Below are 15,823 nucleotides of genomic sequence, written 5' to 3' on the forward strand. Positions count from 1 at the left end.
GACCATGTCTTTAAACAAGAACGTGTCCTCTCAAGGAAACACGCCACAAGAACTACCATCTATCGCTGCTCCGCTCAATGATATGCAGTTGAGCGCTTTGCAGCAGAGTATGACCGATCTATCTCCTCAGCAGTTAGCATGGGTAAGTGGCTACTTCTGGGGATTATCACAAACACAAACCGCGGCGGCTTCAGGCTCAGTTAGTCAAGCTGTGGCTGCAGTAGCGGCTAAGCCTGCGGGTAAGTTATCAATTATATACGCTTCCCAGACTGGTAATGCTAAAGGCGTTGCTGAAGCGCTAGAGCAAGAAGCCAGAGCGCTAGGTATTACCGCTGAGTTGTTTGATGCCAGTGACTACAAAGGTAAAAACTTAGCGAAAGAAACCCACGTTATTATCGTTGCCTCAACCAATGGTGAAGGTGAAGCGCCAGATAATGCGATTGAATTACACGAGTTTCTTCAATCGAAGAAAGCCCCTAAATTAGTCAATCTTCAATATGGTGTGATTGGGTTAGGTGATTCAAGCTACGAGTTCTTTTGCCAAACGGGTAAAGACTTTGATGCCTTCCTGGCTAAATTGGGCGCGACACCTTTTATTGACCGTATCGACTGTGATGTCGATTACGATGCATCCGTCTCTGAATGGCGCAGCAAAGCGTTAGATACTGTCAAGCAAGCACTCGCTTCGGGCTCTGAGGCTGACATCGTGCAGTTACCTGTCGGTCAGGCTGTTGCAGGCCATTCTCTCTATAATAAGCAAAACCCGTATACGGCAACTTTGTTGACGAGCCAAAAGATCACGGGTCGAGATTCAGGTAAAGACGTTCGTCATATTGAGATTGATCTTGAAGGTTCAGGACTCTCTTATCAACCGGGTGACGCTCTTGGGGTGTGGTTTGAAAATAGCTCTCAGTTGGCGAATGCCATTCTCGCTAAAGTGGGACTGTCTGGCGTCGAAAGCGTTGAGGTAGACGGTGAAAGCCTTTCTATTCACAGTGCTTTAGTTAACAAATTTGAAATTACTTCTGCCAATCCGCAACTGGTAACAAAATTCGCTGAGCTGTCAGCAAGCAAAAAACTGCTCAAGCTGGTGGAAGATAAAGATAAGCTGCGTGAGTATGCGAGTAACACTCAAGTCGTCGATGTGCTCGCGGAGAAAAAGACCAAACTATCTGCCGATGAGTTGGTTAGCTTATTACGTCGTTTAACGCCTCGTCTATATTCTATTGCCTCAAGTCAAACGGAAGTCGATGACGAAGTGCACCTGACAGTCGGTTTGGTGGAATACGATCAGGGTGATGAAAAACGCTTTGGTGGCGCATCAAGCTATCTCTCTCATCGCTTAGAAGAGGGCGGTGAAGTCAAAGTGTTCGTTGAGAACAACAATAACTTTAAGCTACCTCAAGACGACAATACGCCTGTGATCATGATCGGCCCAGGTACAGGTATCGCGCCTTTCCGCAGCTTTATTCAAGAGCGCGATAATCGCGATGCACAAGGCAAGAACTGGTTGTTCTTTGGTGACCGCACCTTTACTCAAGACTTTCTTTATCAAGTCGAGTGGCAAAAGTACCTCAAGTCCGGGGTATTGAACCGTTTGGATGTCGCCTTTAGTCGCGACCAAGGAGAAAAGGTCTACGTTCAACATCGTATCTTAGAAAATGCACAGCAAGTGTGGCAGTGGATTCAACAAGGCGCCTACATCTATGTGTGTGGCGATGCAACACGTATGGCGAAAGATGTACATGAAGCTTTGGTGCATGTTGTTGAGCAACAAGGCCAGCTTTCTCGCGATGACGCGGAAGAATTTATTAATGAACTACGTAAAGCGAAACGTTATCAAAGGGATGTTTACTAATGAGTGCTGCTACTGAAAACAAGAACCAAGTTGTATTAGGCGAAGAGCTAGGGCCACTTTCTGATAATGAGCGTCTTAAAACTCAAAGTAATTTTCTGCGCGGTACCATAGAGCAAGATTTGCAAGACCGTATCACGGGTGGATTTACTGCAGATAACTTCCAGTTGATTCGTTTCCATGGCATGTATCAGCAAGATGACCGTGATATTCGCAACGAACGAACTAAGCAAAAACTCGAACCATTACACAATGTGATGTTGCGTGCCCGTATGCCGGGTGGAGTCATTACGCCGAAGCAGTGGCTGGCGATTGATAAGTTTGCTACTGAGCATTCGCTTTATGGCAGTATTCGCCTGACTACACGTCAAACCTTTCAGTTTCACGGTGTGCTAAAACCTAATATCAAGTTAATGCATCAAACGCTTAACAGTATTGGTATTGATTCAATTGCCACCGCTGGAGACGTAAACCGTAACGTACTATGTACCACTAACCCGATTGAATCTGAACTTCATCAAGAAGCGTACGAGTGGGCTAAGAAAATCAGTGAGCACCTGCTACCTAAAACCAAAGCGTATGCTGAAATTTGGTTAGATGGCGAAAAGGTCGAAACGACGGAAGATGACGAGCCAATTTTAGGCAGTACTTACTTACCACGTAAATTTAAAACCACCGTGGTAATCCCGCCACAAAATGATGTTGATGTGCACGCGAACGATCTCAACTTTGTCGCAATTGGTGATAACGGTAAGCTGGTGGGCTTTAACGTACTGGTTGGTGGGGGACTTGCAATGACGCACGGTGATACCTCTACCTACGCGCGTCGTGCAGATGACTTTGGATTTGTCCCGCTAGAGAAAACACTCGAGGTCGCAGCAGCAGTAGTGACGACTCAGCGCGATTGGGGTAACCGTTCAAATCGTAAGAATGCCAAAACCAAGTACACGCTAGATCGTGTCGGTATTGATGTCTTTAAAGCGGAAGTAGAAAAACGCGCGGGCGTGAAGTTTGCTGACAGCCGACCATACGAATTTACTGACCGTGGCGATCGCATTGGTTGGGTCGAAGGTATCGATGGTAAACACCACTTAGCACTCTTTATTGAAAATGGTCGCTTACTCGATTATCCGGGCAAACCGCTTAAGACTGGTGTTGCTGAAATTGCCAAAATTCATAAAGGCGATTTCCGCATGACGGCCAACCAAAACTTGATTGTTGCTGGTGTAGCCAAAAAGGACAAAGCGACAATCGAAAAGATTGCTCGTCAACATGGCTTAATCGACGACTCGGTGAGTGAGCAACGTAAAAGCTCAATGGCGTGTGTGGCCTTTCCAACCTGCCCACTTGCAATGGCAGAGGCAGAACGCTTCTTACCGGGTTTCGTCACCGATGTCGAAGGTATACTGGCAAAGCATGGATTGCCTGAAGAAGACAATATCATTTTACGTGTGACTGGTTGTCCGAATGGTTGTGGTCGTGCGATGTTGGCAGAAATTGGTCTGGTGGGTAAAGCGCCAGGTCGTTACAACCTACACTTAGGTGGCAATAGAGCGGGTACTCGTATACCGAAGATGTATAAAGAGAACATTACTGATAAACAGATCCTTGAAGAGATCGATCTGCTAGTTGGTCGCTGGGCAAAAGAGCGTGAAGCAAGTGAAGGGTTTGGTGATTTCATGATTCGTGCTGGAATTATCCAAGAAGTCAAAGTTTCTAAGAGGGATTTATATGCTTGATTCAGTGGCTTCTAAACCGAAGTTAGGTGAGCTGCTTACATTGACCAAGACGGAACAAGTGATTCGTCTTGCTCAAATCAATGTTGAGTTAGAGCAGCTTACGGCGCAACAAAGGGTTGCTTGGGCGTTAGAGAACTTAGAGGGTGAATTTGCGGTCTCATCTAGTTTTGGTATTCAAGCTGCGGTTATGCTCCATTTAGTCACTCAGCAGCGACCTGACATACCGATTATCTTGACGGATACTGGGTATTTATTTCCCGAGACTTATCGTTTCATTGACCAATTAAGTGAACAACTGACCCTAAACCTTAAAGTGTATCGATCTAAAGAAAGTGCCAATTGGCAAGAAGCGCGCTACGGCAAACTATGGGACCAAGGTATAGAGGGTATTGAGAAATACAATAAGATAAACAAAGTCGAGCCAATGCGCCGAGCCTTGGATGAACTAGAAGTAGGGACTTGGTTTTCGGGGTTACGTCGCGAGCAATCTAAATCACGAGCTAGCTTGCCGATTTTATCTATCCAAAATGGTGTGTTTAAGTTTCTGCCAGTGATCGATTGGGTTAATAAGGATGTGCATTACTATCTAGAGCAACATGGTTTGTCTTATCATCCTCTTTGGGATGAGGGGTATCTTTCAGTTGGGGATACTCATACAACCAAAAAGTGGCAGCCAGGCATGAGCGAGGAAGAAACACGTTTCTTTGGCTTAAAAAGAGAGTGTGGGCTACACGAAGAGTCTAATGAACAGGACGGTTCAGGTATCTAGTCCGCTCTCCTATATATAAGAAGAAAGGTCGCAATGCGGCCTTTTCTTTTGCCTGAAAAACAGCAACTGTGGATAACTCTGTGGGTATTATGTTCGCTTTGTTGGGGTAAAGTTGGATAAATAAGGCTTTGAGCGAAAAGTCAGCGTTTAAACGCTATTTTTGCAATTTTTTCAAAATAACGCTTGCCAATGTGAGCGTGATCTCTATAATCCCTCCTCGTCGACAGGGCAAGGGCTCATAAGAGTTTAAAGCCAGTCAGACAGGTCAGAAAGAAATGAAATAGTTATTTGCCTTCACTTTTTAAAAGTGAAATAAAAAGCAAAAAAGTGTTTGACACTAAAGATTATTTCGCTAGAATGGCCGCCTCTTCCGAAGTGACGTAAGTCACAAAGAAGAACGCTCTTTAACAATATAAACCTATCAATCTGTGTGGGCACTCGTTGATGATAATCCAATAGGTTGTTGCTTAGGCAATAACCGTTTCTTCGGAAACACATTGGGTTCAATGAACTGAGTGACCAATACGAATAGCTACTTGTAGCTATTTGGCACAGTCAATTCATTATCATTCTGTTGGAATGATAATAGCTTTAAAATTACCGTTTACTTTCGAGTAAGCGCAGTTTTGAAGTCAGTATTCATTGAGCCGAAAAAACTTAAATTGAAGAGTTTGATCATGGCTCAGATTGAACGCTGGCGGCAGGCCTAACACATGCAAGTCGAGCGGAAACGACAACATTGACCCTTCGGGTGATTTGTTGGGCGTCGAGCGGCGGACGGGTGAGTAATGCCTGGGAAATTGCCCTGATGTGGGGGATAACCATTGGAAACGATGGCTAATACCGCATGATGCCTACGGGCCAAAGAGGGGGACCTTCGGGCCTCTCGCGTCAGGATATGCCCAGGTGGGATTAGCTAGTTGGTGAGGTAATGGCTCACCAAGGCGACGATCCCTAGCTGGTCTGAGAGGATGATCAGCCACACTGGAACTGAGACACGGTCCAGACTCCTACGGGAGGCAGCAGTGGGGAATATTGCACAATGGGCGCAAGCCTGATGCAGCCATGCCGCGTGTATGAAGAAGGCCTTCGGGTTGTAAAGTACTTTCAGTCGTGAGGAAGGGGGTATCGTTAATAGCGGTATTCTTTGACGTTAGCGACAGAAGAAGCACCGGCTAACTCCGTGCCAGCAGCCGCGGTAATACGGAGGGTGCGAGCGTTAATCGGAATTACTGGGCGTAAAGCGCATGCAGGTGGTTCGTTAAGTCAGATGTGAAAGCCCGGGGCTCAACCTCGGAATAGCATTTGAAACTGGCGGACTAGAGTACTGTAGAGGGGGGTAGAATTTCAGGTGTAGCGGTGAAATGCGTAGAGATCTGAAGGAATACCAGTGGCGAAGGCGGCCCCCTGGACAGATACTGACACTCAGATGCGAAAGCGTGGGGAGCAAACAGGATTAGATACCCTGGTAGTCCACGCCGTAAACGATGTCTACTTGGAGGTTGTGGCCTTGAGCCGTGGCTTTCGGAGCTAACGCGTTAAGTAGACCGCCTGGGGAGTACGGTCGCAAGATTAAAACTCAAATGAATTGACGGGGGCCCGCACAAGCGGTGGAGCATGTGGTTTAATTCGATGCAACGCGAAGAACCTTACCTACTCTTGACATCTACAGAAGCCAGCGGAGACGCAGGTGTGCCTTCGGGAACTGTAAGACAGGTGCTGCATGGCTGTCGTCAGCTCGTGTTGTGAAATGTTGGGTTAAGTCCCGCAACGAGCGCAACCCTTATCCTTGTTTGCCAGCGAGTAATGTCGGGAACTCCAGGGAGACTGCCGGTGATAAACCGGAGGAAGGTGGGGACGACGTCAAGTCATCATGGCCCTTACGAGTAGGGCTACACACGTGCTACAATGGCGCATACAGAGGGCGGCGAGACAGCGATGTTAAGCGAATCCCAAAAAGTGCGTCGTAGTCCGGATTGGAGTCTGCAACTCGACTCCATGAAGTCGGAATCGCTAGTAATCGTGGATCAGAATGCCACGGTGAATACGTTCCCGGGCCTTGTACACACCGCCCGTCACACCATGGGAGTGGGCTGCAAAAGAAGTAGGTAGTTTAACCTTCGGGAGAACGCTTACCACTTTGTGGTTCATGACTGGGGTGAAGTCGTAACAAGGTAGCCCTAGGGGAACCTGGGGCTGGATCACCTCCTTATACGATGATTACTCACGATGAGTGTCCACACAGATTGATGGTTTATTAGTTTTAAAGACGATACTGGGTCTGTAGCTCAGGTGGTTAGAGCGTTCGCCTGATAAGCGAGAGGTCGGTGGTTCAAGTCCACTCAGACCCACCAATCTTCCTGTTAAGGGAATTGGCACACAGTATCAACACCTGATGGGGCTATAGCTCAGCTGGGAGAGCGCCTGCCTTGCACGCAGGAGGTCTGCGGTTCGATCCCGCATAGCTCCACCATCTTTAAGCGCATTAGTGATAGTGTCTTTAGAAATGGTTTCGATAGAAATCTTTGCTCTTTAACAATTTGGAAAGCTGACGAACAACGACCGTGATTGGTGGTTGTTCAATAAAAGTTCTCAAATCCTAACTTACTTTGAAATAGAGGTGATTTAGGTACCAACACACATTCAAGTGTTCTTGGAAACAGCACAATACGTTGTGATGTTTAATATTTGAGTCCGGCAAAATCGTGTCTGCACATGTATAAAAATGCAGACAACTTTGGTTGCTAACAAAGACCCTTTCGGGTTGTATGGTTAAGTGACTAAGCGTACACGGTGGATGCCTTGGCAGTCAGAGGCGATGAAAGACGTAGTAACTTGCGATAAGCCCAGATTAGGTAGTAACAACCTTTTGAGTCTGGGATTTCTGAATGGGGAAACCCACGTGCATAAGCACGTATCATTAACTGAATACATAGGTTAATGAGGCGAACCGGGGGAACTGAAACATCTAAGTACCCCGAGGAAAAGAAATCAACCGAGATTCCGAAAGTAGCGGCGAGCGAAATTGGACTAGCCCTTAAGCTTTTAATGATGCAGGTGAAGAGTCTGGAAAGTCTCGCGATACAGGGTGATAGCCCCGTAACCGACACATCATAATCAGTGAAATCGAGTAGGGCGGGACACGTGATATCCTGTCTGAATATGGGGGGACCATCCTCCAAGGCTAAATACTACTGACTGACCGATAGTGAACCAGTACCGTGAGGGAAAGGCGAAAAGAACCCCTGTGAGGGGAGTGAAATAGAACCTGAAACCGTGTACGTACAAGCAGTAGGAGCCCACTTTGTTGGGTGACTGCGTACCTTTTGTATAATGGGTCAGCGACTTATATTCAGTAGCAAGGTTAACCATCTAGGGGAGCCGTAGAGAAATCGAGTCTTAACTGGGCGTCGAGTTGCTGGATATAGACCCGAAACCAGGTGATCTAGCCATGGGCAGGTTGAAGGTTGAGTAACATCAACTGGAGGACCGAACCGACTAATGTTGAAAAATTAGCGGATGACTTGTGGCTAGGGGTGAAAGGCCAATCAAACCTGGAGATAGCTGGTTCTCCCCGAAATCTATTTAGGTAGAGCCTCGGACGAATACTACTGGGGGTAGAGCACTGTTAAGGCTAGGGGGTCATCCCGACTTACCAACCCTTTGCAAACTCCGAATACCAGTAAGTACTATCCGGGAGACACACGGCGGGTGCTAACGTCCGTCGTGGAGAGGGAAACAACCCAGACCGCCAGCTAAGGTCCCAAAGTATAGCTAAGTGGGAAACGATGTGGGAAGGCTTAGACAGCTAGGATGTTGGCTTAGAAGCAGCCATCATTTAAAGAAAGCGTAATAGCTCACTAGTCGAGTCGGCCTGCGCGGAAGATGTAACGGGGCTAAGCTATACACCGAAGCTGCGGCAATACAGTTTACTGTATTGGGTAGGGGAGCGTTCTGTAAGCCGTTGAAGGTGAATCGTAAGGTTTGCTGGAGGTATCAGAAGTGCGAATGCTGACATGAGTAACGATAATGGGGGTGAAAAACCTCCACGCCGGAAGACCAAGGGTTCCTGTCCAACGTTAATCGGGGCAGGGTAAGTCGACTCCTAAGGCGAGGCCGAAAGGCGTAGTCGATGGGAAACGGGTTAATATTCCCGTACTTCTTACAATTGCGATGGGGGGACGGAGAAGGCTAGGTGGGCCTGGCGACGGTTGTCCAGGTTCAAGTGCGTAGGCGGAAGGTTTAGGTAAATCCGGACTTTCATAACGCTGAGACACGATGTCGAGCATCTACGGATGTGAAGTCATTGATGCCATGCTTCCAGGAAAAGCCTCTAAGCTTCAGATTGTAAGGAATCGTACCCCAAACCGACACAGGTGGTCGGGTAGAGAATACCAAGGCGCTTGAGAGAACTCGGGTGAAGGAACTAGGCAAAATGGTACCGTAACTTCGGGAGAAGGTACGCTCTTGACGGTGAAGTCCCTTGCGGATGGAGCTATTGAGAGTCGCAGATACCAGGTGGCTGCAACTGTTTATTAAAAACACAGCACTGTGCAAAATCGTAAGATGACGTATACGGTGTGACGCCTGCCCGGTGCCGGAAGGTTAATTGATGGGGTTAGACTTAGGTCGAAGCTCTTGATCGAAGCCCCGGTAAACGGCGGCCGTAACTATAACGGTCCTAAGGTAGCGAAATTCCTTGTCGGGTAAGTTCCGACCTGCACGAATGGCGTAATGATGGCCACGCTGTCTCCACCCGAGACTCAGTGAAATTGAAATCGCTGTGAAGATGCAGTGTACCCGCGGCTAGACGGAAAGACCCCGTGAACCTTTACTACAGCTTGGCACTGAACATTGACCCTACATGTGTAGGATAGGTGGGAGACTTTGAAACCGGTACGCCAGTATCGGTGGAGTCAACCTTGAAATACCACCCTTGTAGTGTTGATGTTCTAACTTAGCCCCATTATCTGGGGTGAGGACAGTGCCTGGTGGGTAGTTTGACTGGGGCGGTCTCCTCCCAAAGAGTAACGGAGGAGCACGAAGGTGGGCTAAACACGGTTGGACATCGTGTGGTTAGTGCAATGGCATAAGCCCGCTTGACTGCGAGAATGACAATTCGAGCAGGTGCGAAAGCAGGTCATAGTGATCCGGTGGTTCTGAATGGAAGGGCCATCGCTCAACGGATAAAAGGTACTCCGGGGATAACAGGCTGATACCGCCCAAGAGTTCATATCGACGGCGGTGTTTGGCACCTCGATGTCGGCTCATCACATCCTGGGGCTGAAGTCGGTCCCAAGGGTATGGCTGTTCGCCATTTAAAGTGGTACGCGAGCTGGGTTTAGAACGTCGTGAGACAGTTCGGTCCCTATCTGCCGTGGGCGTTGGAAGATTGAAGGGGGCTGCTCCTAGTACGAGAGGACCGGAGTGGACGAACCTCTGGTGTTCGGGTTGTCACGCCAGTGGCATTGCCCGGTAGCTAAGTTCGGAATCGATAAGCGCTGAAAGCATCTAAGCGCGAAGCGAGCCCTGAGATGAGTCTTCCCTGGCACTTTAAGTGTCCTAAAGGGTTGTTCAAGACTAGAACGTTGATAGGCAGGGTGTGTAAGTGCTGCGAGGCATTGAGCTAACCTGTACTAATTGCCCGTGAGGCTTAACCATACAACACCCAAAGGGTTTTGATGGACTCAAAGCAAGAATATTGAATGTGTGACGAACTTTTACAGCTTTCCGAATTTTAAGAATTTGCTTGGCGACCATAGCGATTTGGACCCACCTGATTTCCATGCCGAACTCAGAAGTGAAACGAATTAGCGCCGATGGTAGTGTGGGGTCTCCCCATGTGAGAGTAGGACATCGCCAGGCTTTAATTTAGTGTTTGCCTTTTATAAAGGTGAAGACAAAATAGCGACTTTGCTTATTTACTAAGCAAGTCACCATAAAGTTCTAAATTATTTTAGAGTTTTATGTTGACTTACAGAGTCAATGGCGTATTATACGCATCCGCTTGAGAGGTTAAGGCCTTGAAAAGCAACGCTCTTTAACAATATAAACCTATCAATCTGTGTGGGCACTCGTTGATGATAATCCAATAGGTTGTTGCTTAGGCAATGACCGTTTCTTCGGAAACACATTGGGTTCAATGAACTGAGTGACCAATACGAATAGCTACTTGTAGCTATTTGGCACAGTCAATTCATTATCATTCTGTTGGAATGATAATAGCTTTAAAATTACCGTTTACTTTCGAGTAAGCGCAGTTTTGAAGTCAGTATTCATTGAGCCGAAAAAACTTAAATTGAAGAGTTTGATCATGGCTCAGATTGAACGCTGGCGGCAGGCCTAACACATGCAAGTCGAGCGGAAACGACAACATTGACCCTTCGGGTGATTTGTTGGGCGTCGAGCGGCGGACGGGTGAGTAATGCCTGGGAAATTGCCCTGATGTGGGGGATAACCATTGGAAACGATGGCTAATACCGCATGATGCCTACGGGCCAAAGAGGGGGACCTTCGGGCCTCTCGCGTCAGGATATGCCCAGGTGGGATTAGCTAGTTGGTGAGGTAATGGCTCACCAAGGCGACGATCCCTAGCTGGTCTGAGAGGATGATCAGCCACACTGGAACTGAGACACGGTCCAGACTCCTACGGGAGGCAGCAGTGGGGAATATTGCACAATGGGCGCAAGCCTGATGCAGCCATGCCGCGTGTATGAAGAAGGCCTTCGGGTTGTAAAGTACTTTCAGTCGTGAGGAAGGGGGTATCGTTAATAGCGGTATTCTTTGACGTTAGCGACAGAAGAAGCACCGGCTAACTCCGTGCCAGCAGCCGCGGTAATACGGAGGGTGCGAGCGTTAATCGGAATTACTGGGCGTAAAGCGCATGCAGGTGGTTCGTTAAGTCAGATGTGAAAGCCCGGGGCTCAACCTCGGAATAGCATTTGAAACTGGCGGACTAGAGTACTGTAGAGGGGGGTAGAATTTCAGGTGTAGCGGTGAAATGCGTAGAGATCTGAAGGAATACCAGTGGCGAAGGCGGCCCCCTGGACAGATACTGACACTCAGATGCGAAAGCGTGGGGAGCAAACAGGATTAGATACCCTGGTAGTCCACGCCGTAAACGATGTCTACTTGGAGGTTGTGGCCTTGAGCCGTGGCTTTCGGAGCTAACGCGTTAAGTAGACCGCCTGGGGAGTACGGTCGCAAGATTAAAACTCAAATGAATTGACGGGGGCCCGCACAAGCGGTGGAGCATGTGGTTTAATTCGATGCAACGCGAAGAACCTTACCTACTCTTGACATCTACAGAAGCCAGCGGAGACGCAGGTGTGCCTTCGGGAACTGTAAGACAGGTGCTGCATGGCTGTCGTCAGCTCGTGTTGTGAAATGTTGGGTTAAGTCCCGCAACGAGCGCAACCCTTATCCTTGTTTGCCAGCGAGTAATGTCGGGAACTCCAGGGAGACTGCCGGTGATAAACCGGAGGAAGGTGGGGACGACGTCAAGTCATCATGGCCCTTACGAGTAGGGCTACACACGTGCTACAATGGCGCATACAGAGGGCGGCGAGACAGCGATGTTAAGCGAATCCCAAAAAGTGCGTCGTAGTCCGGATTGGAGTCTGCAACTCGACTCCATGAAGTCGGAATCGCTAGTAATCGTGGATCAGAATGCCACGGTGAATACGTTCCCGGGCCTTGTACACACCGCCCGTCACACCATGGGAGTGGGCTGCAAAAGAAGTAGGTAGTTTAACCTTCGGGAGAACGCTTACCACTTTGTGGTTCATGACTGGGGTGAAGTCGTAACAAGGTAGCCCTAGGGGAACCTGGGGCTGGATCACCTCCTTATACGATGATTACTCACGATGAGTGTCCACACAGATTGATGGTTTATGTAGTTTAAGAGATAGAGCACCCCCCAAGGTGTTCAACTTAGTGTCCCGTTCGTCTAGAGGCCTAGGACACCGCCCTTTCACGGCGGTAACAGGGGTTCGACTCCCCTACGGGATACCATTGGGTCGTTAGCTCAGTTGGTAGAGCAGTTGACTTTTAATCAATTGGTCGCAGGTTCGAATCCTGCACGACCCACCATTTTCTCAAGATATTGGGGCTATAGCTCAGCTGGGAGAGCGCCTGCCTTGCACGCAGGAGGTCAGCAGTTCGATCCTGCTTAGCTCCACCATTCTTGATTCGATGGGCGATTAGCTCAGTTGGGAGAGCACCTGCCTTACAAGCAGGGGGTCACTGGTTCGAGCCCGGTATCGCCCACCATCTTTAAGCGCATTAGCGATAGTGTCTTTAGAAATGGTTTCGATAGAAATCTTTGCTCTTTAACAATTTGGAAAGCTGACGAACAACGACCGTGATTGGTGGTTGTTCAATAAAAGTTCTCAAATCCTAACTTACTTTAAAATAAAGGTGATTTAGGTACCAACACACATTCAAGTGTTCTTGGAAACAGCGCAATACGTTGTGATGTTTAATATTTGAGTCCGGCAAAATCGTGTCTGCACATGTATAAAAATGCAGACAACTTTGGTTGCTAACAAAGACCCTTTCGGGTTGTATGGTTAAGTGACTAAGCGTACACGGTGGATGCCTTGGCAGTCAGAGGCGATGAAAGACGTAGTAACTTGCGATAAGCCCAGATTAGGTAGTAACAACCTTTTGAGTCTGGGATTTCTGAATGGGGAAACCCACGTGCATAAGCACGTATCATTAACTGAATACATAGGTTAATGAGGCGAACCGGGGGAACTGAAACATCTAAGTACCCCGAGGAAAAGAAATCAACCGAGATTCCGAAAGTAGCGGCGAGCGAAATTGGACTAGCCCTTAAGCTTTTAATGATGCAGGTGAAGAGTCTGGAAAGTCTCGCGATACAGGGTGATAGCCCCGTAACCGACACATCATAATCAGTGAAATCGAGTAGGGCGGGACACGTGATATCCTGTCTGAATATGGGGGGACCATCCTCCAAGGCTAAATACTACTGACTGACCGATAGTGAACCAGTACCGTGAGGGAAAGGCGAAAAGAACCCCTGTGAGGGGAGTGAAATAGAACCTGAAACCGTGTACGTACAAGCAGTAGGAGCCCACTTTGTTGGGTGACTGCGTACCTTTTGTATAATGGGTCAGCGACTTATATTCAGTAGCAAGGTTAACCATCTAGGGGAGCCGTAGAGAAATCGAGTCTTAACTGGGCGTCGAGTTGCTGGATATAGACCCGAAACCAGGTGATCTAGCCATGGGCAGGTTGAAGGTTGAGTAACATCAACTGGAGGACCGAACCGACTAATGTTGAAAAATTAGCGGATGACTTGTGGCTAGGGGTGAAAGGCCAATCAAACCTGGAGATAGCTGGTTCTCCCCGAAATCTATTTAGGTAGAGCCTCGGACGAATACTACTGGGGGTAGAGCACTGTTAAGGCTAGGGGGTCATCCCGACTTACCAACCCTTTGCAAACTCCGAATACCAGTAAGTACTATCCGGGAGACACACGGCGGGTGCTAACGTCCGTCGTGGAGAGGGAAACAACCCAGACCGCCAGCTAAGGTCCCAAAGTATAGCTAAGTGGGAAACGATGTGGGAAGGCTTAGACAGCTAGGATGTTGGCTTAGAAGCAGCCATCATTTAAAGAAAGCGTAATAGCTCACTAGTCGAGTCGGCCTGCGCGGAAGATGTAACGGGGCTAAGCTATACACCGAAGCTGCGGCAATACAGTTTACTGTATTGGGTAGGGGAGCGTTCTGTAAGCCGTTGAAGGTGAATCGTAAGGTTTGCTGGAGGTATCAGAAGTGCGAATGCTGACATGAGTAACGATAATGGGGGTGAAAAACCTCCACGCCGGAAGACCAAGGGTTCCTGTCCAACGTTAATCGGGGCAGGGTAAGTCGACTCCTAAGGCGAGGCCGAAAGGCGTAGTCGATGGGAAACGGGTTAATATTCCCGTACTTCTTACAATTGCGATGGGGGGACGGAGAAGGCTAGGTGGGCCTGGCGACGGTTGTCCAGGTTCAAGTGCGTAGGCGGAAGGTTTAGGTAAATCCGGACTTTCATAACGCTGAGACACGATGTCGAGCATCTACGGATGTGAAGTCATTGATGCCATGCTTCCAGGAAAAGCCTCTAAGCTTCAGATTGTAAGGAATCGTACCCCAAACCGACACAGGTGGTCGGGTAGAGAATACCAAGGCGCTTGAGAGAACTCGGGTGAAGGAACTAGGCAAAATGGTACCGTAACTTCGGGAGAAGGTACGCTCTTGACGGTGAAGTCCCTTGCGGATGGAGCTATTGAGAGTCGCAGATACCAGGTGGCTGCAACTGTTTATTAAAAACACAGCACTGTGCAAAATCGTAAGATGACGTATACGGTGTGACGCCTGCCCGGTGCCGGAAGGTTAATTGATGGGGTTAGACTTAGGTCGAAGCTCTTGATCGAAGCCCCGGTAAACGGCGGCCGTAACTATAACGGTCCTAAGGTAGCGAAATTCCTTGTCGGGTAAGTTCCGACCTGCACGAATGGCGTAATGATGGCCACGCTGTCTCCACCCGAGACTCAGTGAAATTGAAATCGCTGTGAAGATGCAGTGTACCCGCGGCTAGACGGAAAGACCCCGTGAACCTTTACTACAGCTTGGCACTGAACATTGACCCTACATGTGTAGGATAGGTGGGAGACTTTGAAACCGGTACGCCAGTATCGGTGGAGTCAACCTTGAAATACCACCCTTGTAGTGTTGATGTTCTAACTTAGCCCCATTATCTGGGGTGAGGACAGTGCCTGGTGGGTAGTTTGACTGGGGCGGTCTCCTCCCAAAGAGTAACGGAGGAGCACGAAGGTGGGCTAAACACGGTTGGACATCGTGTGGTTAGTGCAATGGCATAAGCCCGCTTGACTGCGAGAATGACAATTCGAGCAGGTGCGAAAGCAGGTCATAGTGATCCGGTGGTTCTGAATGGAAGGGCCATCGCTCAACGGATAAAAGGTACTCCGGGGATAACAGGCTGATACCGCCCAAGAGTTCATATCGACGGCGGTGTTTGGCACCTCGATGTCGGCTCATCACATCCTGGGGCTGAAGTCGGTCCCAAGGGTATGGCTGTTCGCCATTTAAAGTGGTACGCGAGCTGGGTTTAGAACGTCGTGAGACAGTTCGGTCCCTATCTGCCGTGGGCGTTGGAAGATTGAAGGGGGCTGCTCCTAGTACGAGAGGACCGGAGTGGACGAACCTCTGGTGTTCGGGTTGTCACGCCAGTGGCATTGCCCGGTAGCTAAGTTCGGAATCGATAAGCGCTGAAAGCATCTAAGCGCGAAGCGAGCCCTGAGATGAGTCTTCCCTGGCACTTTAAGTGTCCTAAAGGGTTGTTCAAGACTAGAACGTTGATAGGCAGGGTGTGTAAGTGCTGCGAGGCATTGAGCTAACCTGTACTAATTGCCCGTGAGGCTTAACCATA

The 15,823-nt window shown here is 48.6% G+C and carries 3 protein-coding genes, 6 tRNA genes and 5 rRNA genes; all 14 read left to right on the forward strand.

Annotated elements, in window-relative coordinates; genetic code table 11:
* The first annotated feature begins 4 nt into the window (after positions 1 to 4).
* Entirely contained in the window at positions 5 to 1,858 is a 1,854-nt protein-coding gene (locus ViNHUV68_RS01400; protein WP_391088987.1) for an assimilatory sulfite reductase (NADPH) flavoprotein subunit, read from the forward strand.
* Positions 1,858 to 3,594, forward strand: a complete 1,737-nt coding sequence (cysI, locus tag ViNHUV68_RS01405; protein ID WP_038175223.1) for an assimilatory sulfite reductase (NADPH) hemoprotein subunit — start codon at positions 1,858 to 1,860, stop codon at positions 3,592 to 3,594. The genes ViNHUV68_RS01400 and cysI overlap by 1 nt, the downstream gene beginning before the upstream one ends.
* The gene (locus ViNHUV68_RS01410) at positions 3,587 to 4,363 is read left to right on the forward strand and encodes a phosphoadenylyl-sulfate reductase (protein ID WP_038175225.1); all 777 of its coding nucleotides are present in this window, start codon (positions 3,587 to 3,589) and stop codon (positions 4,361 to 4,363) included. The genes cysI and ViNHUV68_RS01410 overlap by 8 nt, the downstream gene beginning before the upstream one ends.
* A gap of 659 nt (positions 4,364 to 5,022) precedes the next feature.
* Positions 5,023 to 6,575 (forward strand): 16S ribosomal RNA (locus tag ViNHUV68_RS01415).
* 65 nt (positions 6,576 to 6,640) lie between these two features.
* A tRNA-Ile gene (locus ViNHUV68_RS01420) sits at positions 6,641 to 6,717 on the forward strand.
* Between the two features lie 43 nt (positions 6,718 to 6,760).
* Positions 6,761 to 6,836 (forward strand) — tRNA-Ala (locus tag ViNHUV68_RS01425).
* A gap of 297 nt (positions 6,837 to 7,133) precedes the next feature.
* Positions 7,134 to 10,024, forward strand: a 23S ribosomal RNA gene (locus ViNHUV68_RS01430).
* Between the two features lie 87 nt (positions 10,025 to 10,111).
* Positions 10,112 to 10,228 (forward strand): 5S ribosomal RNA (rrf, locus tag ViNHUV68_RS01435).
* Between the two features lie 430 nt (positions 10,229 to 10,658).
* Positions 10,659 to 12,211 (forward strand): 16S ribosomal RNA (locus ViNHUV68_RS01440).
* Positions 12,212 to 12,300: 89 nt separating this feature from the next.
* A tRNA-Glu gene (locus ViNHUV68_RS01445) sits at positions 12,301 to 12,376 on the forward strand.
* Positions 12,377 to 12,378: 2 nt separating this feature from the next.
* Positions 12,379 to 12,454: transfer RNA gene (locus ViNHUV68_RS01450), tRNA-Lys, on the forward strand.
* Positions 12,455 to 12,469: 15 nt separating this feature from the next.
* Positions 12,470 to 12,545: transfer RNA gene (locus ViNHUV68_RS01455), tRNA-Ala, on the forward strand.
* A gap of 13 nt (positions 12,546 to 12,558) precedes the next feature.
* Positions 12,559 to 12,634 (forward strand) — tRNA-Val (locus ViNHUV68_RS01460).
* A 297-nt stretch (positions 12,635 to 12,931) separates the two neighbouring features.
* Positions 12,932 to 15,822: ribosomal RNA gene (locus tag ViNHUV68_RS01465) — 23S ribosomal RNA — on the forward strand.
* The 16S, 23S and 5S rRNA genes sit together here with 6 tRNA genes alongside, the layout of an rRNA operon.
* The last annotated feature ends 1 nt before the right edge of the window (position 15,823 follow it).

The sequence above is a fragment of the Vibrio sp. NH-UV-68 genome (assembly GCF_042940635.1).
GTDB lineage: Bacteria > Pseudomonadota > Gammaproteobacteria > Enterobacterales > Vibrionaceae > Vibrio > Vibrio pacinii.